Origin of the sequence: Bacillus sp. TH13 (genome assembly GCF_016651175.1) — a bacterium.
GTDB lineage: Bacteria > Bacillota > Bacilli > Bacillales > Bacillaceae_G > Bacillus_A > Bacillus_A thuringiensis_S.
This window is the reverse complement of the sequence record NZ_JAEKEJ010000025.1, coordinates 2,641,757-2,662,313: the sequence shown is the minus strand read 5'-3', so window position 1 is coordinate 2,662,313 and position 20,557 is coordinate 2,641,757. Positions and strand designations below refer to the sequence as shown.

Here is a 20,557-nt window from a genome sequence, read left to right as displayed (position 1 = left end):
TTTAATATTCCATTCAAGAATTTAACATAAAATCTGGATGTAACAATATAAAATGCAATATTTCATATTATTTCTTCCTACAATTTGTACATATCGTGAACAAATCAACCTTTATCTCCCGCCAATAACCTGCTTTCTTCCATTTCTAATACACTTAGAAATGCCCAGCAATATCCTTCTCTCATAAAAAAAGACATCATCATATGCATGTTTCTAATGAAACTGCCATGATAATGTCTTCTCGAAAAAGTAAAAATTAGTTATATCTAATAATAAGATTAAACGTTATTCATTTCTTAAATAATCTCTTTCTAAATACGAACATACTTAGGGCGGAAAGAACAAGTGTTATTCCAGAAAGTAAAGTCGATGTGCTAGCTTCACCGCCTGTTGATGGTAAAGATTTCTTGCCTTCCTCTGGCTTATTAGTATGTTGTTTATTTAATGTGTCTGCTTTTCTTCTCTCTTTTTCAACAACTTGATTATTCCCTTTTGGCTCTTGATCCAATCCTGTTGCTGATTCTTTTACTTCTTCTTTCGCTTCTTCAACTTCTTTTGTTGGCTCTTTTACTTCTTCTTTTGTTTCTTCAACTTCTTTTACCGGCTCTTTTACTTCTTCTTTTGTTTCTTCAACTTCTTTTACCGGCTCTTTTACTTCTTCTTTCGCTTCTTCAACTTCTTTTACCGGCTCTTTTACTTCTTCTTTCGCTTCTTCAACTTCTTTTACCGGCTCTTTTACTTCTTCTTTCGCTTCTTCAACTTCTTTTACCGGCTCTTTTACTTCTTCTTTCGCTTCTTCAACTTCTTTTACCGGCTCTTTTACTTCTTCTTTCGCTTCTTCAACTTCTTTTGTTGGCTCTTTTACTTCTTCTTTTACTTCTTCAACTTCTTTTACCGGTTCTTTCACTTCTTCTTTTGTTTCTTCAACTTCTTTTACCGGCTCTTTTACTTCTTCTTTCGGTATTAATGTTTCTACTATATTCTGAATTACAATGCCACTATATAATATGCCAGTCTCATAATGATCTGCATCTAAATCAAATTCATATATTTTTTCTCCTAAAGTACTCCAAATGATTCCCTCATCGGTAAGCGTTCCACCTTCACTCTTTAGTGTAATCTTTTCAATTGGCTCTCCCTCTAGATCATATACAGAAATTGTCACTTCTTTATTTATTTCTGCATCATCCAAAATGACCTTTTGCCTTCTAACATCAATTGTCCCCCACTGACCTAATTGTATTAATGGCCTTACATCACGAATCTCATTTTCAGCTAATTTTAAACTAAGTAAGTCTAACATTGAGCCAAGAACCGTTACATCTTTAATACGATTATCTGTAAGATTTAACCATTGCAAATTTTTCAATAAAGATAACGGTGTTGTATCTTCAATTTGATTATGAGATACATTTACATCGTTCAATTGTTTCAAGTTTGAGATAAACTCTATATTTTTTAGGCCTACTCCTTCTAAAGTGAGTTTTTCTAAATTCGTCATGTACTCTAAACCTGTTATATCTTTTATCTCTTTTCCTTTTTCTTTAAGTATCTCTACTGTTTTAATCTGTAATAAATCTTCTTTTGTTATAGGAGCGTTTAAATTCTCTCTACCTAAATTCTCTTTATTAATATGTTGTTGTAAAGTTTTATCGAGAATTACATTTTGACTTTCTTTTTGTTTTTCAACTATATTCTGTATAACCGTACCATTAAATCTTATTTTACTTTCAGTAGAATTAGTATCTAGTTTAAATTCATATATTTTTTCTCCAGGACTATTCCATTTTATAAATCCGTTATTCAGAGTAGCCCCCTCACTTTTTACATTAATATTTTGAAGTGGCTCTCCTTTAAGGCTGTATACTGGGATTTTTATTTCTTCATCTACGCTTGCTTCATTTAAAAAGATTTTTTGTCTTTGAATGTCAATTGAAATTCGCTTACCTAATTCCTCAACAGGTCTTACGTCAGAAATTTCATTTGCTCCAAGATTTATCTCATGTAAATTTGTTAAGGTGCTCAGCGGCGATATATCAGAGATATAATTCTCTTCTAAATTCAACACTTGTAAATTTCCTAATTGAGATAATGGTGATATATCTTTTATTTCACTATCAGCAATTTCTAGTTCAATAAGATTACTCATTTTACTAATAGATTCAACATTATTAATTTTATTGTTCCCTATCCATAATAGTTCCACATTATTTAATCGATCAATTCCATTAAGATCACTGATTTGATTATTTGCTAAGTATAATTGTTTCATAGTTGATAATGTAAATAATGGCTGGATATCTTTAATGTTATTACCGATTAAATCTAATGTTTTGATTTTTTTCATTTTACTTAATGGTGTAAGATCAGAAATTTTATTATCTCTTAAAAAAGCATATTAATATTCTCTAATTGCCCAATTGGATGAATACTTTCAATTGAATTAGAAGTTAAATCAACGTACTTCAAACTTCTCAATTTCGAGATGGCTGATATATCTGTTACATTAGACTCTCGTAACGTCAACTTCTCTAAATTTGTCATATACTCTAAACCAGCTATTCCATTTATCCCTTTACCTGAATAAATGGATAATGTTTTAATTTGTAATAAATCTTTCTTTGTGATTGGCGTATCTACATTATCTCTATCTAAGTTATATTTATTAATATATTTTTGTAATTGCTTATCTAATATTACATTTCCGTTTTCATCTTGTTGCTCCTCTTTATTTTCCTTTTGTTTTTCTGGAACATTGTTTTCTAAATTTATAGCATTTACTTCAAACTGCACTTGATATTTATTATCATAGGCCATCGTTGGAATATAAATATGCATTTGCATATTGTATGTTTTTCCTAATTCTCCAACTTCAAATTGAATAACCTTCGTCCCATTTTTCTTTTTGTCTTCTGATAGGACCTTTACATCATGAAACACACCTGGCGTATGAATATCCTCTGTTTTCAAGTATTGGAAGAAATCACTATCACTTAACGTTGCTGTTACAATTTTCTTTCCATTCTCAATTGTTAATTTCGGATCCTTTATATAAACAGCTGCCATAGACTCTTCATTCGTTTTATCTTTATACGCTTTAATAACAGCGTCATATGTACCATCTTCTAAACCTTGTCCCGTTTTATTCGCCTCAATTGCCACTGCCGCTAAAGCAGGTGTTGAATAAACAGCAAACGGAAGTGATAACGCCGCCGCTATAATCATTGCATTTATACGTTTTCTTTTATTTTGTTTCAACTTTACATCTCCTCCAAAATATATAATTCGAAATGTAATCATTTCTCGAATAAATGATAATGATTTTCATTATCATTGTCAACTAAAAAAATAAAAAGTTTACAAAAAAAGAACCTCTTTAAAAGAGGTTATGCCATTTTCTCACCTGATTCCTCTCTAAAAAAGCTTTTCATCGCATGAAATACGTCTGCTTTTTGCTTTAAAATATAGTATCTAAAGTTTTCATCTTTAATATTTTTATAGGCTGACATGAGTGTACTATGGCGGTTATACTGATTCACTTCCCCATATCCAAACATATTACATTTCTTCATTAATTCTTCCACAAGCTTTACACACCTAGCGTTATCTGATGTTAAATTATCACCGTCTGAAAAATGGAATGGATAAATATTATAGCGGTCTGGTGAATATTTATTATCAATCAGTTCTAATGCCTTTTTATATACGGAAGAACATATTGTTCCGCCACTTTCTCCTTTTGAGAAAAATTCTTCTTCTGTGACGACTTTCGCTTCTGTATGGTGAGCAATAAATTCAATATCAACTGTTTCATACTTTGTGCGTAAAAATCTTGTCATCCAGAAAAAGAAGCTACGTGCCATATACTTCTCCCACATTCCCATCGATCCACTCGTATCCATCATCGCTAACACAACAGCCTTTGAATCTGGCTTTAATACTTCATTCCAAGTGCGGAACTTTAAGTCTTCTTGATGAATTGGATGGAAAGATGCTTTACCACGCATCGCATTTCGTTTATATGCAGATATCATTGTTCGTTTCTTATCGATATTTCCCCATAATCCTGTTTTTCTAATGTCATTAAATTCAACATGTTCAATCCGGTTTTCATCTATTTCTTTTCTCTTTAAATTAGGCAGCTCTAACTCTCTGAAAAACGCCTGCTCTAATTCTAAAATAGAGACTTCAGCTTCATAGTAATCTTCCCCAGCTGCATCTCCTGCTCCTTGCCCTTTTCCTGGCCCTTTTTGTTTTTGACCACCTGATCCATCTCTCGCAACGACATCACCAACTTTGCTGTCACCGTTTCCTTGCCCGACATGTTTATTTTTATCATAATTGTATCTAATCTTATATTCATCTAGAGAACGAATTGGTATTTTTACAACATCTTTACCATTAGACATAACTATACTTTCTTCTGTCACAAGATCGGGTAAATTATTCTTAATTGCCTCTTGTACTTTTTCTTGATGGCGTTGTTGGTCGTCATATCCTTTGCGATGGAGGGACCAGTTTTCCTGTGAAATCGTATAATTTGGTTGATTTTCTTCGCTCATTCCTTTCCCTCCTTACTGTAATTGTCTTCCTGTATGAACAGCAATCTATAAATTTTGTTCTGTAATGTGCAAGCTAGAATATTTGAAAGGTAACTGCCCACAGAAAATCATCCCATAAACATTTATAACGTTTTTCATACAATACCCCGAGCATCCTAAACAAAATTTTTCCACTCACATAATAGAAAGAAATATTCAGCCACTGATAAGAAAGAAACACAATGCATTGTTGCACACATTTTTACTTTGCAACATATTGTATTGTGTTGGCTTTTTTCATATGAATGGTTGGTTACTCTATCATATGCATATTGTAAAAATAATTGACAATAAATTCATGAAATTGCATCTTAATTTATTACATTTGGACAAGGTATGACACTTTATACACATATGAACGGATAATAAAACGCTGTCCCGCAAAATACAAGAGACAGCGTTTTGTTATCAAACTATCGGTTTAACAAGCTACCTACATAGCGTAATAATTCATTTGCTGAAGAAGAATTATAGCCATGCTCATCAATTAAACGCGCAACAACATCATTGATTTTCTTAAGCTGATTTTCGTCCGGCGTTTTCGTTGATGTTGTAATTTTCACTATATCTTTTAAATCAGCAAATAGTTTTTTCTGAATCGCTTCACGAAGACGTTCATGTGAATTATAATCAAAGCGTTTTCCTTTACGGGCATAAGCAGAAATGCGAATTAAAATCTCTTCACGGAACGCTTTCTTAGCATTTTCTGAAATCCCAATTTGCTCTTCAATTGAGCGCATTAATTTTTCATCTGGACTCATTTCTTCTCCTGTTAACGGATCACGTAATTTCGATTTATTGCAGTACGCCTCGACGTTATCTAAATAATTATCCATAAGTGTCTTAGCCGATTCTTCATATGAATAAACAAACGCCTTTTGTACTTCTTTCTTCGCGATTTCATCGTATTCTTTTCTCGCTAATGAGATGAAATTCATATAACGTTCACGGTCTTCATTACTAATCGATGGATGCTGATCCAGCCCATCTTTTAAAGATCTAAGTACATCTAACGCGTTAATAGATGGTACCTCTTTTCGAATGATTGTAGACGAAATTCGGTTAATGACATAACGAGGATCAATACCCTTCATACCTTCATCTTGATATTCTCGTTGTAGCTCCTCTACATCAATCGCATTATAACCTTCTACCGTTTCTCCATCATACAAACGCATCTTTTTAATTAAATCAATATCCGGACGCTTCGGATCTTTTAAACGAGTTAAAATAGTGAACATTGCTGCAACGCGAAGTGTGTGTGGTGCAATGTGAACATTCGAAACATCACTTTCACGAATCATTTTTTCATAAATATGTTCTTCTTCACTTACTCGTAAATTATAAGGAACTGGCATTACAATAATTCTTGAGTGCAATGCTTCATTTTTCTTATTTGCTATAAATGAGCGATACTCTGTTTCATTCGTATGCGCTACAATTAATTCATCTGCTGAAATAAGCGCAAATCTTCCCGCTTTGAAATTCCCTTCTTGCGTAAGCGATAATAAGTGCCATAAAAACTTCTCATCGCATTTTAACATCTCTTGGAACTCCATCATTCCTCGGTTCGCCTTATTTAATTCTCCATCAAATCGATACGCACGCGGATCTGATTCTGAACCATATTCTGCAATCGTAGAAAAGTCCAGACTACCTGTTAAATCTGCAATATCCTGTGATTTTGGATCAGACGGGCTAAATGTACCAATCCCTGTACGGCGATCTTCAGAGAAGAAAATACGCTCTACAACTACATCCTCAATTCTTGATCCGTATTCTTGCTCTAAACGCATGACATTTAGTGGTGATAAATTCCCTTCAATTCTAACCCCATACTCATCAAAGAAATCATCTCGTAAATGATGTGGAATTAAATGCAGTGGATCCTCATGCATTGGGCATCCTTTAATTGCAAAAATTGCTCCACGATCTGTTCGTGAATATGTTTCTAATCCTCGTTTCAACATCGTAACTAAAGTTGATTTCCCTCCACTAACAGGACCCATTAATAATAAAATTCTTTTTCTAACATCTAATCGTTTTGCAGATGGATGAAAATATTCCTCTACAAGACGTTCTAGAGCATCCTCTAATCCAAAGAGCTGATTACTAAAGAAGTTATACTTTCTTCTACCATCAACTTCTTCAATTCCAGCATCTTTTATCATATTGTAAATGCGAGAGTGTGCTGTTTGAGCCACCCATGGTCTTTCTTTCACAAGCTCCAAATACTCCGCAAACGTCCCTTCCCATTGTAACCGTTCTTCTGCTGCTCGATGCTGTTCAATCTTTTTTAGAATATCCATTATAGCTCCTCCCCCATCTCCTTGTTCAATCGGATTATTATAAAAGGTATGCTAGGATGTCCTTAAACATTCTTTAAATCAAAACGAAATATATAATAGCACGCTAAAATTCTCTCCAAAATTCAAAGAAAATTCTGTATAATATAGGTATTAACGTTTTCACACTGCTATTCATTATAAATAAATTCTTTTCTTCTAAGAACCTTACATACATTTTGGGTAATAAATAGAACTCGTGAACCGAAAAAAGTAAGGAGGATATTAGTATGAAATTATTATTAATTTTAGGTGTATCACTCACATTTCTTACAGCTATTTTTACATCTGGTTACAATGACAAACCAGGTACACATAAAAAATGATGTGCTTTTAGCACATCATTTTTTTATATATTATTTATAATACATATTTTCCATATCATATTTGGATAATGGTCGACTATAATAATAACCTTGTACAAGCTTCACATTCTTTTCTTTCAAAAACTGTATTTGCTCCTTTTTTTCTACTCCCTCTGCAATTACATTCAATTCTAAAGTATGAGCTAAATGAATAATTGCAGCTGTAATATTCGTATCACGTTCATCTATATGTATACCTTCCATAAAAGAACGATCAATTTTTAAAGTATCAATTGGATATGTTTTCAAGTAACTTAAAGATGAATAGCCTGTTCCAAAATCATCTAAATGAATCTTTAAATTTTTTTCTTTTAATTGTAGTAACACTCTCTTCGATATATCTTTATGTATAAGAGCTCCTTCTGTAACCTCTATCGCTAATAAATGAGCTGGTACATTGTACTTATTTAAAGCCCGTGTAATCATCTCTATTAATGTAATAGAGCGAAAGTGTCTAGCTGAAATATTAACTGCAATTGGGACCACTTCATATCCTTTATTTAACCATTCGCGCAGTTGCTGACACACTTGATTTACTACCCATTCATCGAGCTTAATAATAAATCCTGTTCTTTCTGCCAAAGGAATAAATTGATTTGGAGAAACAAATCCTAATTCCTTATTCTCCCACCTTATTAAAGCTTCCATACTAGCTATTTTTTTCGTTTCAATATTAATTTGTGGCTGATAATATAAGAAAAACTCATTTTTTTCTATAGCACGATGTAACTGGTTTTCTATTATAAACCTTTGTTCACGCTCACAGTCTAATCCACTACAATAAAAATGATAATGTCCTTTTCCTTTTTCTTTTGCTTTTTCTAAAGCAGCATCGACCCTCTGAAATAGTATTTTTTCATCTTCTCCATCTGCTGGAGCCATTACAATTCCAATTGACGCACTTAAATATACATCTTCTTCCTCTATTACAAAATATTCACTAATATTTTTCAGTATGCTCTTTGCAATTTCCTCTACACATTCTTTCGTTATATTTTCTATTAACATAACAAATTGATCATCGTGTTCTCTAAATAAGTGCATACCTTCTATTTTTAGATTGCTTAAACATTCTGTAACTTTTTGTAATACTTTATCTCCCTCTTTATGACCAAATGTATCATTAATACGATGAAACTCATCTAAATCTATAAATACAAGCGCAAAATTTATACTCTCTTTTAAAAAAGTATTTAACTTATTTGTACATGAAATTCTATTCATTAATCCCGTTAACTGGTCATAGTAGGCTAAATATTCTGTTCGCATTTCGTTTAATACTTGCCTTGTAACATCTCTCGTAACAATATAAACTCCAACAATTTCACCGTTCACAATAATCGGGATAGTTCTCAAAGAAATATATAGCTCGTACCCTTCTTTATGAACATATTTCTTTGAAACAATTTGTTTTGCTCTTCCCTGCAGAGCTCCTTTAAATAGAATTTGAAAGTCTTTTTCATATTCTTTATTAATGAATTCAAAAATAAATTTATTATTTAACTCTTCATACCGGTATCCAAATATTTCATACGTTGCCGGGTTTGCATATGTAACTCTCCCTATAGAATCTATAGATATAATTGAGTCATTATTATATTCTAGTAACGACTTAAATAACATTTGTTTTTCCTCTATCTCTGTCTTCTCCTCAATTTGAGCTGTAATATCTCTTGTAATACAAATAACAAATTGACATATTCCTTCTTCATCGCAGACAGGATTAAGTGAAGATTCATAATGTATCTCACCTTTTTGTAATTTGACTACATCACAAAATGTGTGTGCTTTCGCTTCTCTCACTACTTTTTCATATTGCCTTTGCAATATCCCCGCTATATCTTTTGGTAATACTTCTGCAAAAGTTTTTCCATAGCACTCTTCGCTTAACCTAGCATAATCCATTCCTATTTTATTCACATACATATATTTAAACGTTTCATCATCAATAACTTTCAAAATAAATACTAAATCTTGAATAGCATGTAATAATCCTTGTCTAATTAAATCCATATCTATCATACTTAAAAAGGTATTTTGATTACTATATTCTTCCTTCATATTTATCTCAACCCGTCTTATCTATTTTTAATCATATATCCCATTCTATATGATTATGTCCTCTCTTTTAAATGTATGATTACATATTATTTTTATTTTATAAAAAAAGTCGCCATATGGCGACTTTTAATAAACGATTTCTAAATCTAATCCAGGGTAATTTTGTTGACGGAACGCTTCATAAATTAAAATTGCTGCTGTATTAGATAAATTTAATGAACGTACTTTATCTGTCATTGGAATACGTAAACAATGATCAAAGTTTTCTTCGATTACATTAGCTGGTAAGCCGTTTGTTTCTCTTCCAAATACAAAATAGTAATCCTTCTCGCGCTTGCTATAGTCAAACGCTGTATGAGCTTTTTCGCCATACTTCGTTAAATAGAAGAATTCACCATCTTTATTTTTTTCATAAAATTCTTCAATTGAATCATAATACGTAATTTTCACGTGCTGCCAATAATCTAATCCGGCACGCTTTAACATTTTATCATCCGTTGAAAATCCAAGCGGTCTAATCAAATGTAATTCTGTTCCAGTTGCTGCACAAGTACGAGCAATATTCCCTGTATTTGCTGGAATTTCTGGCTGATATAAAACAACATGTACTCCCACGCGATATTCACCTCTGTTTTTTGTCTACTACGTATTATACCACTTGAGCGAAAAATCTCTACCCATTAATAATATGAAAGAATTTATATTTCATTTGTGGTGTATATTTACTAGAGTCTTCATAGTTCCAATAACGTCGACGGCTATTCGCTGAATGTGCATTTACAAGCGGCATACCATCTGCATCTTTTGCTACTACAATCGTCGTATGATTCCACCTTCCGTCATCCTCGAAATCATAAGCAATAACATCTCCAAGAATAAGTTCTTCTGGTCTCTCTACCGCCTCTGCTCGAAGTCCTGTTGTAGCACCTGACAAATACCAATAAAAAGAATGTGCAACAGCCCAGCTCCAACTCCACTGATTCTCCCTTTGCCACCATCCTTTACGAATATTAGGATATCCGTTCATAGGTACTTCTCCAGTATGAAGACATTGAGAAATGAAATTCGTACAATTATCAGGGAAATTACGATACATAGGATTTCGGTCATCCCACCAACGCTCTGCATATTTCACTGCCTCTAAACGATTGTATTGATAAGAACCGTACTTCTCTTTCGTAATTTCCCTTTCCAATGTCTCACCCATTCTAATTTCTTCTAATACTTCAATAGCATAATCGACTATAATCCGACTATTTTTTAAACAAACTCTTCGTTTTAATTGTTCCTCTTCAATATAAAATAATTCTTTATGCTTAATTAAATATTTAAAATGTATTTGATAATCAATTTCTTGATGGTCATTACTATTTAATTGTCTAATGAAAGAAACATCCGCAATTGCTTTCACTATATATGCACTACGCCTTTGAAACAATTGTTTCTTTCTCTGTGCCATTTGTAGTAAATCCTCAGCAATACCATCCACGTCTGTTCGTTTCTCTGTGATATATGCTAAAAACTGTTGTACTTGCTTTTCAATATTCGTTTTTACAGCCATTTCGTTTCCCTCCCATATTACAATATGAAAAAGGGAAATATTATCTACTCTTTTTTCTGTGTTAACAACTCAAGCCCGCGATTCATTTCATGAAGCACTTCTTCATCTTTCTCACGTTCCATCGCTTTTTCAATCGCTTCGCCGACTCCATCTCCGCCAATTTTTCCAAGTGCCCACGCTGCCGTTCCGCGCAGTACCGGTCTTGGGTCATCTTTCATGACACCAATTAAATCAGGAATTGCCGATGCTTCTTTAAAATGTGCTAATGCTAAAATCGCATTTCTTTGCAGTGGCTTTTTCCCTCTCCATGACCCTGACATAATCCCATATTTCTCTTTAAAATCACGATTGCTAATTGTTAAAAGCGGCGTTAATAATGGTTTAACTAGCTCAGGGTCCGGCTCCATCTCAGGATGATTATGAAAATCCATTCCTTTATTTTTCGGACAAACAGTCTGACACGTATCACATCCATATATACGATTTCCTATTTTATCGCGATATTCTTCAGGTAGGAATCCTTTCGTCTGTGTTAAAAACGCAATACACTTCTTCGAATCTAACTGTCCCCCTTGTATTAAAGCACCTGTAGGACAAATATCGATACATTTCGTACAGCCCCCGCATTGATCTTCTATCGGCTTATCTGGTGGGAATGGAACATTTGTAATCATTTCCCCTAGGTATACATACGAACCAAATTCAGGTGTAATAATAGCACAGTTTTTCCCACTCCAGCCAATGCCTGCACGCTCTGATACAGCTCGATCACTTAATTCACCTGTATCAACCATGGACTTCACTTCTATATCCGGAAGTTTTTCAATTAAATATGCTTCTAATTTTTGCAAACGATCTCGTAAAACAAGATGATAATCTTGTCCCCAAGAAGCACGGCAAAAAATCCCACGGCGTTCTCCACGCTTACTTAATGGTGCATTTTTTAATTTTGAAGGATATGCTAAAGCAATTGCAATAATTGATTTAGCACCCGGTAATAAAAGTTGCGGATTCGTTCTCTTCTCTATATCAGGCTCTTCAAATCCAGATTGATAATTTAATTGTTGCTGCTGGATTAAGCGCTGCTTTAATTCCTCAAAAGGAGAAGCACTCGCAAAGCCTATTTTATCTATGCCAATTGTTTTACTATACGCAATTACATCTTGCTTTAATTGTTCAAAATCCACTCTTAATCGCCTCCTCAGATGGATCCATCCCTTATGTAACGACTCTATTGGTTAATAATTCACTTTTGAAATACTATTATTTACTTCTATTTTCGCATGTAATGATGTTTTTCAAACATTAAAAAACGCAATGCCTCGTTTATCTCGGAAACGAAACACTGCGTTGATCACAATTTATAGAAAAACATTTAATAAAATTTGGAGCGGGTGAAGAGAATCGAACTCTCGACCAGAGCTTGGAAGGCTCTTGTTTTACCACTAAACTACACCCGCAAATATGAATTACATATAAGATATTAGAATAACTTATGTAAAGAAGTATAGCATGTAAAAAAAGTCGAGGCAAGAATTTTATCGAAAAAAGTCGAAAAAGTGATGAGAGGCCTCATCACTTTTTCAATTCTTTATCAATTGCCTTCTTCATACTATCGAAATCAGGGTTTGCAAGATTTCCGTTTACATATACTGAAGGAGCACCTTGAACTTTTAATTTTTGAGCACGATCTGAGTCTTTACGTACTTTTTCTTTAATTTCTTTACTGTGTAAATCTTTCTTAAATTGTGCTACATCAACTTTTGGAAGTTTCTCTTTCACAATGCTAAGAAGCAAATCTTCTGTAATCCATTCTTCCGTATCTTTCTTTTGATTTTGATAAATCTCATCATAGAAGATCCAGAATGAATCTTTATCTTGTTTATAAATTGCTTCACCAGCTGCTGCACCTAAATCCGAGTCTTTTCCGATAAATGGGAAGTTAATAAAATATAACTGCACTTTACCTTTATCAATATACTCTTCTTTTAATCGTGGTAATACTGTTACATCCCAAGTACGACAAGCAGGACATTTGAAGTCTCCAAATTCAACTACCTTAACCGGAGCATCATCTTTTCCTAAAGATTGTTGTGTAGAATAAGCAAACATCTCATTCCCTTTATCTTTTTTGTCATTTATGATGCTATACGCAATTGTTCCGATTACAATCAATACTGCGATAGAAAAAACTACCCCAAGAGCCATAAGTTTATTTGATTTCATATACATTCCTCTTTAAATTCATATTCTGTATACAGTATTGTACACAATACACATAATATCAACACTTATATACGTCACGCAATGAACACGCTCACATAAATTACAAAAACACAATATTTGTGACGATATTGTGTCACAATTTGTCACAATTTATTCAAAAAAAGAGAAGCTCCTCTGTAGGAACTTCTCTTAACTTACTGCTTTTTTACGCGCACTATTTAACATTGACTGCTCTATTTTTATATCATGACGAATTACTAATTTCTCACTAACTGCTTGAACATACTCATCATGGCTTATATAGCCTTCTTTCTCCATTAATCTCAAAACGACATTTCGTCTCTCTACTGCTTTATCATAATTTTGGGCAGGTGAGTAATAAGCAGGTGCTTTTACTACAGCAGCCATCATCGCACTTTCAGCCAACGTTAATTGGTTCACCTCTTTACCGAAGTAAAGGTTTGCTGCTTTTTCAATTCCCCATGCTCCTTCACCATAATAAATGTTACTTACATATAATTTTAAAATTTCATCCTTCGTAAATGTACGTTCAATTTTTTTCGTATAAAAAATCTCTTTCCACTTACGAGAAAATGTACGTTCATTCGTTAAAAAAGCATTTTTAGATAGCTGCTGTGTAATCGTGCTTCCTCCTTGTACGACACCACCAGCCTTTATGTTCTCAACAGAGGCCCTAATAATTGCTATATAATCTAAACCGTTATGATGATAAAATCTTTTATCTTCTGTCGCAATAAATGCATGTGTTAATGATTCTGGTACCTCTAACTTAGCCGGCACATGTAATTTACTAATATCACTTTGCTCAATCATTACATTTCCAATGAATAATAACGTACAACTTAACAATAATAATAATATAATGGCTTTATAAAAAAGTTTAGTCATTGGATTTAATGCAACTTTTTGATGATAGTTCACCCTAGATAATACTCGTTCTTTCATCTTGAACACCTCTTTTCCACACAGCATATAACTCTTACTTTAAGAATACATTGTTGTAAAAAAATATCCCATCGATTTCTCTTACACGTACCTTACATCATTGTAAGGTATAAAATGAAACTTTAATAAGCACTCATCAATCAGGCTTACTGCCCAGCAAATAGTGGGATAAAAAAATATTGTATCACAGTCTTTTTTTATCTACTATTCATCTGAAATATTGAATATAGGTTATGTTAAAGTACGAATAGCCAATAAGAGTAACCCTTAAGACTATTATATTTTCACTTTACACTTTAATTATATCATCTACAAATATATGTACTTTTGACTATCTAGTAATCTAAATGTATACAACATATAGATTCATTATACAGAACGAGTGTTCTATAAATCAATACTAACGCTATTATTATTTTGACCTTTTTCTTAAACAGTATACAAAAAAAGAGTAGTGATTTGAATGTACCTCAAATCGGCTACTCTTTTCTTTACAATCTTCTAATTAAATTATACGGCTGCACTTCCCACGTTTCATACGGAATACAATGTGTTGCTCTCATTGCATCAAGTGTTCTAGATTTCATATGAGGACGCGTTATATACTCATCTATGTTCTCTTCATTTAAAGCAACAAATTTAGCCTCTTGTATTTCTTCAGGTTGAATTTTTATTTCGCCACTCACATATGCTACTTTAAAAACAACAGCTAGAATGTGCATAGAGGCATTATAATAAACCCCGGTAATTCCGATAGGCTTCACCGTTAACCCTGTTTCCTCTTTTATTTCCCTACAGACAGCTTGATCGAGTGCTTCTCCTTCTTCTACCTGTCCTCCTGGCATTTCCCACGTATCAGCTCGCCAGTGTACCTTTGTTAATAACACTTCATTTTTTTCATTTGTTAAATAACCTGCTACGGCAACTATATGCTTTGGTGTCTTATGTTCCATACTAAGCCTCCTAGAAATAATGGTTATTTCATATATCCCTATAAGCATATTCCCTATCTACACCAAAATACCTTTAATAATTCATCACCTTAATTAACTTCATAAAAAAAGCCCCTATTCGTTAAACGAAAAGGGGCTTTCATCGTATTACTCTCCTAAGTCTACGTTGTGATAAACTTGTTGTACATCTTCTAAATCTTCTAATGCATCAACCATTTTCTCAAATTGTACTTGAGCATCTTCAGGAAGTGTAACATCACTTTGTGCAAGCATTGTTAATTCTGCAACTGTAAATTCTTCAACACCAGCACCTTTAAGTGCAGATTGTACTGAATGGAATTGATCTGGTTCAGCATACACGATAACAGCATCTTCTTCTTCTAGAATGTCACGTGCATCTACATCTGCTTCCATTAAAATTTCAAGAACTTCATCTGATGTTTTACCTTCAAGGCCGATAACAGCTGTCGCATCAAACATGTAAGCTACAGAACCGTTTACACCCATGTTACCACTGTTTTTGCTAAATGCAGCTCGTACATCTGCTGCAGTACGGTTTACGTTATTTGTAAGTGTATCTACAATAACCATAGCTCCATTTGGCCCAAATCCTTCATAACGAAGCTCGTCATAATTTTCCTCTGAACCGCCTTTTGCTTTTTCAACTGCACGATCAATAATTGTTCTTGGTACATTGTATGTTTTCGCACGTTCTAATACGACTCTAAGCGCTTGGTTTGATTCTGGATCTGGCTCGCCTTGTTTTGCCGCCACATAAATTTCACGTCCAAATTTCGCGTATATACGGCTTGTATTTGCATCTTTTGATGCTTTTTTGTCTTTAATATTGTTCCATTTACGGCCCATACTTTCCACTCTCTTTCTCGTTTTAAATCTACATAAAAATATTAATATGAAATATAATGTGTGTTCAACACATTTTTAAAAGAAATATAAAAAGTTCATTTTTGATTCATATTACAGACATAATATAAATCACTATCATTTTCTTCTTTCGACAAGTTATATTATACATGAATTCTCACGTTTATTACGAATTTTAGAAGCACATAGTATAATTTAACAAAAAGGAATTCGTTTTAGAATCCTTTCTATACCAAATGGAGGTAGAGGGCAATGGTAAAGTATCAATCAGTAAATTGTTTTGAGTATATAGAATCGTGGTCCTATTATATTGAAAAAGCAAAAGTTACAAATAACAACCTTTACTTAATATTCGACTCCATTGAAATTACAAAAAAACACCCTTTAAATCCTTTTAATAACGGATGGGAAATAAATAAAGCTACATTAACTTTCTATGACTTTGAAGTAATTGATGCTGGTTATTATGATTGTTCTCATGTTCAAAAACAGGAGATTATTTTTGATAAAGATTGTCTTTATGTACCTACATCATTATTAGAATTAATAAATGATTTTACACTAGTCACTGAAGATATGAAAGAGCAAAACGAAACCTTTTTTGAGCATTGCTTCGAGGGATGGGCATGGAAATTCGGCGAAGACATATGGGGATACTTCAAAATTTGCTATACACGGATGGAAATGACATGGGATTCATTTTACAACCAAAGGGATAAATAAAGTTGATTCTACTTTTTACTACAGGCTAATTCAGTTTAATAAAACTTATAGACAGACTGCTTCATTTTGATCTATTTTCTTTAGTTAGCATCAATATGGCCATTTAAAGAAGCATAAAAAATAAAAGCCACGATTTAATGTCGAAGTTTTTTATACTTATTTTTATACATCTTTCATAGTATCAGAAACATTTACGCCGCTACTCATACATATTTCCATCATATTTACTTTCTATTGCTGTATAATTAAAATAGGAAAAAATTTGAAGTTAGGATAAGGCAGAATTATTATGACACATTCAAAAGAGAAAAAATCACATGGTTTTAAAGGAATAGGAGAGCAGTTAAACCCAACTATCTATCAAGTGAGATTCATAAAATTAGATGAACCAATTCAATTTGAGTCGTTTCCTAAATTAAAAGAATTAGGGGACTGGTTGAGTACTTCAACACAAATGTGGTCGTGTCACTCAACTATGTACAAGTACAACAGAGAAGAGTTTGAAAAGAAGTTTTTAGAAATTACAAAATTAACAGTTGATAATGTACTAATATCTACTGGTGGTGTCGGATTTAACTTCATATCACCGGGGTGGAGAGATTCTCTCTAGAGTGCTTGAAAAAATTCTTGTATATGTAATATACCACTGAAATTCTATAAAAGGATAAAGCCGAACGTTCGGTTTTATCCTTTTAGTACTTTATAGTTTCTTCCAACTATATCTAAAGTTCGTCGCGCCACAACACACTATCAGTACTTATTTTGTAGTGTGAAGAAAACACAAAAAAACCCTACACAATTAGTGTAGAGCCTTAATGTTACGCCGTTCATGATACCGATGGTCGGGGTCGAACCGACACTCCCGAAGGAACACGATTTTGAGTCGTGCGCGTCTGCCAATTCCGCCACATCGGCACAAAAGAAAAGGCGGCAACCGGATTTGAACCGGTGATAAAGGTTTTGCAGACCTCTGCCTTACCACTTGGCTATGCCGCCATATTAAATTTCATTGGAGCGGAAGACGGGATTCGAACCCGCGACCCCAACCTTGGCAAGGTTGTATTCTACCACTGAACTACTTCCGCAAAAATGGCTGGGCTAGCTGGATTCGAACCAGCGCATGACGGAGTCAAAGTCCGTTGCCTTACCGCTTGGCTATAGCCCATCGAATTCTTACTTAATTATATGTAAGTATCAATTAAATTATTTGTAATTTTTAAAATAAAAATGGGGCGACTGATGGGAATCGAACCCACGAATGCCGGAGCCACAATCCGGTGCGTTAACCACTTCGCCACAACCGCCATGTTGTGTAAATATATTTGGCAGGGGCAGTAGGAATCGAACCCACACTGGAGGTTTTGGAGACCTCAGTTCTACCTTTAAACTATGCCCCTATGTAAATGGTGGAGGGGGGCAGATTCGAACTGCCGAACCCGAAGGAGCGGATTTACAGTCCGCCGCGTTTAGCCACTTCGCTACCCCTCCGAAACTTACATGGTGCCGGCTAGAGGACTTGAACCCCCAACCTACTGATTACAAGTCAGTTGCTCTACCAATTGAGCTAAGCCGGCGTATTTTATTAAGATAAATGGTGGCTCGGGACGGAATCGAACCGCCGACACGAGGATTTTCAGTCCTCTGCTCTACCGACTGAGCTACCGAGCCTTATTAAAATGGCGGTCCCGACCGGGGTCGAACCGGCGATCTCCTGCGTGACAGGCAGGCATGTTAACCACTACACCACGGGACCATTTGGTTGCGGGGACAGGATTTGAACCTGCGACCTTCGGGTTATGAGCCCGACGAGCTACCGTACTGCTCCACCCCGCGATAATACTATTCATATAAAATTCATATGGTGGAGGATGACGGGATCGAACCGCCGACCCCCTGCTTGTAAGGCAGGTGCTCTCCCAGCTGAGCTAATCCTCCAAAGTGGTGACCCGTACGGGATTCGAACCCGTGTTACCGCCGTGAAAGGGCGGTGTCTTAACCACTTGACCAACGGGCCAAATATTATAAATCCTATGGCGGAGAGCAAGGGATTCGAACCCTTGATACGCTTGTGACGTATACACGATTTCCAATCGTGCTCCTTCGGCCAACTCGGACAGCTCTCCAATGGCTCCGCAGGTAGGAATCGAACCTACGACCGATCGGTTAACAGCCGATAGCTCTACCGCTGAGCTACTGCGGAATAATATTGCCTGGCAACGTCCTACTCTCACAGGGACAAGGTCCCAACTACCATCGGCGCTAGAGAGCTTAACTTCCGTGTTCGGTATGGGAACGGGTGTGACCTCTCTGCCATCATTACCAGACATTATTCTTTTGAGACAATCATTATTATAACTTATTTACTTTAAAAGTCAACAAGTTTTTTATGTTCTCTCAAAACTAGATAACATTTGCTACATATTATATGGTTAAGTCCTCGATCTATTAGTATTCGTCAGCTCCACATGTCACCATGCTTCCACCTCGAACCTATCAACCTGATCATCTTTCAGGGATCTTACTAGCTTACGCTATGGGAAATCTCATCTTGAGGGGGGCTTCATGCTTAGATGCTTTCAGCACTTATCCCTTCCGCACATAGCTACCCAGCTATGCCCTTGGCAGAACAACTGGTACACCAGCGGTGCGTCCATCCCGGTCCTCTCGTACTAAGGACAGCTCCTCTCAAATTTCCTACGCCCACGACGGATAGGGACCGAACTGTCTCACGACGTTCTGAACCCAGCTCGCGTACCGCTTTAATGGGCGAACAGCCCAACCCTTGGGACCGACTACAGCCCCAGGATGCGATGAGCCGACATCGAGGTGCCAAACCTCCCCGTCGATGTGGACTCTTGGGGGAGATAAGCCTGTTATCCCCGGGGTAGCTTTTATCCGTTGAGCGATGGCCCTTCCATGCGGAACCACCGGATCACTAAGCCCGACTTTCGTCCCTGCTCGACTTGTAGGTCTCGCAGTCAAGCTCCCTTATGCCTTTGCACTCTACGAATGATTTCCAACCATTCTGAGGGAACCTTTGGGCGCCTCCGTTACACTTTAGGAGGCGACCGCCCCAGTCAAACTGCCCACCTGACACTGTCTCCCGGGTCGATAAGACCCGTAGGTTAGAATTTCAATACAGTCAGGGCGGTATCCCACCAGCGCCTCCACCGAAGCTAGCGCTCCGGTTTCAATGGCTCCCGCCTATCCTGTACAAACTGTACCAAAATTCAATATCAGGCTACAGTAAAGCTCCACGGGGTCTTTCCGTCCTGTCGCGGGTAACCTGCATCTTCACAGGTACTATAATTTCACCGAGTCTCTGGTTGAGACAGTGCCCAAATCGTTACACCTTTCGTGCGGGTCGGAACTTACCCGACAAGGAATTTCGCTACCTTAGGACCGTTATAGTTACGGCCGCCGTTTACTGGGGCTTCAGTTCAGAGCTTCGCTTACGCTAACCCCTCTCCTTAACCTTCCAGCACCGGGCAGGTGTCACCCCCTATACTTCGCCTTACGGCTTCGCAGAGAGCTGTGTTTTTGCTAAACAGTCGCTTGGGCCTATTCACTGCGGCTTTCCGTTAAGAAAGCACCCCTTCTCCCGAAGTTACGGGGTCATTTTGCCGAGTTCCTTAACCAGAGTTCTCTCGCACACCTTAGGATTCTCTCCTCGCCTACCTGTGTCGGTTTGCGGTACAGGCACCTTTTATCTCGCTAGAAGCTTTTCTTGGCAGCGGGGAATCAAAGACTTCGCTCCATAAGGAGCTTCCCCATCACAGCTCAGCCTTCACGATAAGCGGATTTGCCTACTTATCAGCCTAACTGCTTGGACGTGCACAACCAATCGCACGCTTCTTCTATCCTTCTGCGT

The 20,557-nt window shown here is 35.8% G+C and carries 12 protein-coding genes, 16 tRNA genes, 2 rRNA genes and 1 pseudogene (1 of these 31 only partly in view); 2 read left to right on the top strand and 29 right to left on the bottom strand.

The window, feature by feature from the left end; all coding sequences use genetic code 11:
• Positions 1 to 289: 289 nt before the first annotated feature.
• The 12 genes and pseudogenes from JFU02_RS22230 to JFU02_RS22175 form a co-directional block, all read right to left on the bottom strand.
• Positions 290 to 3,258: pseudogene (locus tag JFU02_RS22230) on the bottom strand (leucine-rich repeat domain-containing protein).
• A gap of 128 nt (positions 3,259 to 3,386) precedes the next feature.
• A complete protein-coding gene (gene yhbH, locus JFU02_RS22225; RefSeq protein WP_097821147.1) occupies positions 3,387 to 4,562 on the bottom strand; it encodes a sporulation protein YhbH in 1,176 nt (391 codons plus the stop codon).
• Positions 4,563 to 5,014: 452 nt separating this feature from the next.
• Positions 5,015 to 6,910, bottom strand: a complete 1,896-nt coding sequence (locus JFU02_RS22220; RefSeq protein WP_000353273.1) for a PrkA family serine protein kinase — start codon at positions 6,908 to 6,910, stop codon at positions 5,015 to 5,017.
• Between the two features lie 392 nt (positions 6,911 to 7,302).
• Entirely contained in the window at positions 7,303 to 9,372 is a 2,070-nt protein-coding gene (locus JFU02_RS22215) for a sensor domain-containing protein (RefSeq protein ID WP_000657162.1), read from the bottom strand.
• A 126-nt stretch (positions 9,373 to 9,498) separates the two neighbouring features.
• Positions 9,499 to 9,987, bottom strand: a complete 489-nt coding sequence (trmL, locus tag JFU02_RS22210; protein WP_000538147.1) for a tRNA (uridine(34)/cytosine(34)/5-carboxymethylaminomethyluridine(34)-2'-O)-methyltransferase TrmL — start codon at positions 9,985 to 9,987, stop codon at positions 9,499 to 9,501.
• 58 nt (positions 9,988 to 10,045) lie between these two features.
• Positions 10,046 to 10,933, bottom strand: coding sequence for an amidase domain-containing protein (locus JFU02_RS22205; RefSeq protein ID WP_000279395.1), 888 nt, complete (start codon positions 10,931 to 10,933; stop codon positions 10,046 to 10,048).
• A 44-nt stretch (positions 10,934 to 10,977) separates the two neighbouring features.
• Positions 10,978 to 12,120, bottom strand: coding sequence for a tRNA epoxyqueuosine(34) reductase QueG (gene queG / locus JFU02_RS22200; protein WP_061667825.1), 1,143 nt, complete (start codon positions 12,118 to 12,120; stop codon positions 10,978 to 10,980).
• 199 nt (positions 12,121 to 12,319) lie between these two features.
• Positions 12,320 to 12,393: transfer RNA gene (locus JFU02_RS22195), tRNA-Gly, on the bottom strand.
• A gap of 115 nt (positions 12,394 to 12,508) precedes the next feature.
• On the bottom strand, positions 12,509 to 13,159 hold the full coding sequence (locus JFU02_RS22190; protein ID WP_000841318.1) for a DsbA family protein: 651 nt from the start codon (positions 13,157 to 13,159) through the stop codon (positions 12,509 to 12,511).
• Between the two features lie 189 nt (positions 13,160 to 13,348).
• Positions 13,349 to 14,125: a transglycosylase domain-containing protein gene (locus JFU02_RS22185; protein WP_000664717.1), complete on the bottom strand. Its 777-nt coding sequence runs from the start codon at positions 14,123 to 14,125 to the stop codon at positions 13,349 to 13,351.
• Positions 14,126 to 14,616: 491 nt separating this feature from the next.
• Positions 14,617 to 15,078, bottom strand: a complete 462-nt coding sequence (locus tag JFU02_RS22180; RefSeq protein WP_061667823.1) for an NUDIX hydrolase — start codon at positions 15,076 to 15,078, stop codon at positions 14,617 to 14,619.
• A gap of 147 nt (positions 15,079 to 15,225) precedes the next feature.
• Complete coding sequence (locus tag JFU02_RS22175) at positions 15,226 to 15,945, bottom strand: YebC/PmpR family DNA-binding transcriptional regulator (protein WP_000532949.1); 720 nt, start codon at positions 15,943 to 15,945, stop codon at positions 15,226 to 15,228.
• Between the two features lie 270 nt (positions 15,946 to 16,215).
• Between JFU02_RS22175 and JFU02_RS22170 the strand changes: the two genes are divergently transcribed.
• Together JFU02_RS22170 and JFU02_RS22165 are read left to right on the top strand one after the other, a co-directional pair.
• The gene (locus JFU02_RS22170; protein ID WP_061667822.1) at positions 16,216 to 16,686 is read left to right on the top strand and encodes a hypothetical protein; all 471 of its coding nucleotides are present in this window, start codon (positions 16,216 to 16,218) and stop codon (positions 16,684 to 16,686) included.
• 289 nt (positions 16,687 to 16,975) lie between these two features.
• The gene (locus JFU02_RS22165) at positions 16,976 to 17,296 is read left to right on the top strand and encodes a DUF3884 family protein (RefSeq protein ID WP_000149747.1); all 321 of its coding nucleotides are present in this window, start codon (positions 16,976 to 16,978) and stop codon (positions 17,294 to 17,296) included.
• Positions 17,297 to 17,519: 223 nt separating this feature from the next.
• Here JFU02_RS22165 and JFU02_RS22160 read toward each other — a convergent pair.
• The 17 genes from JFU02_RS22160 to JFU02_RS22080 form a co-directional block, all read right to left on the bottom strand.
• Positions 17,520 to 17,601 (bottom strand) — tRNA-Leu (locus JFU02_RS22160).
• Between the two features lie 10 nt (positions 17,602 to 17,611).
• Positions 17,612 to 17,682: transfer RNA gene (locus JFU02_RS22155), tRNA-Cys, on the bottom strand.
• 14 nt (positions 17,683 to 17,696) lie between these two features.
• Positions 17,697 to 17,771 (bottom strand) — tRNA-Gly (locus JFU02_RS22150).
• 5 nt (positions 17,772 to 17,776) lie between these two features.
• Positions 17,777 to 17,851, bottom strand: a tRNA-Gln gene (locus JFU02_RS22145).
• A gap of 63 nt (positions 17,852 to 17,914) precedes the next feature.
• Positions 17,915 to 17,990: transfer RNA gene (locus JFU02_RS22140), tRNA-His, on the bottom strand.
• Between the two features lie 19 nt (positions 17,991 to 18,009).
• A tRNA-Trp gene (locus tag JFU02_RS22135) sits at positions 18,010 to 18,083 on the bottom strand.
• Between the two features lie 7 nt (positions 18,084 to 18,090).
• Positions 18,091 to 18,174: transfer RNA gene (locus tag JFU02_RS22130), tRNA-Tyr, on the bottom strand.
• A gap of 10 nt (positions 18,175 to 18,184) precedes the next feature.
• A tRNA-Thr gene (locus JFU02_RS22125) sits at positions 18,185 to 18,260 on the bottom strand.
• Between the two features lie 18 nt (positions 18,261 to 18,278).
• Positions 18,279 to 18,354: transfer RNA gene (locus JFU02_RS22120), tRNA-Phe, on the bottom strand.
• A 9-nt stretch (positions 18,355 to 18,363) separates the two neighbouring features.
• Positions 18,364 to 18,439, bottom strand: a tRNA-Asp gene (locus JFU02_RS22115).
• Between the two features lie 3 nt (positions 18,440 to 18,442).
• A tRNA-Met gene (locus JFU02_RS22110) sits at positions 18,443 to 18,519 on the bottom strand.
• A gap of 26 nt (positions 18,520 to 18,545) precedes the next feature.
• Positions 18,546 to 18,621, bottom strand: a tRNA-Val gene (locus JFU02_RS22105).
• 4 nt (positions 18,622 to 18,625) lie between these two features.
• Positions 18,626 to 18,700: transfer RNA gene (locus JFU02_RS22100), tRNA-Glu, on the bottom strand.
• Between the two features lie 17 nt (positions 18,701 to 18,717).
• Positions 18,718 to 18,809: transfer RNA gene (locus JFU02_RS22095), tRNA-Ser, on the bottom strand.
• A gap of 2 nt (positions 18,810 to 18,811) precedes the next feature.
• Positions 18,812 to 18,886, bottom strand: a tRNA-Asn gene (locus JFU02_RS22090).
• A gap of 8 nt (positions 18,887 to 18,894) precedes the next feature.
• Positions 18,895 to 19,010: ribosomal RNA gene (rrf, locus tag JFU02_RS22085) — 5S ribosomal RNA — on the bottom strand.
• Between the two features lie 101 nt (positions 19,011 to 19,111).
• Positions 19,112 to 20,557: ribosomal RNA gene (locus JFU02_RS22080) — 23S ribosomal RNA — on the bottom strand (it continues 1,476 nt past the right edge of the window).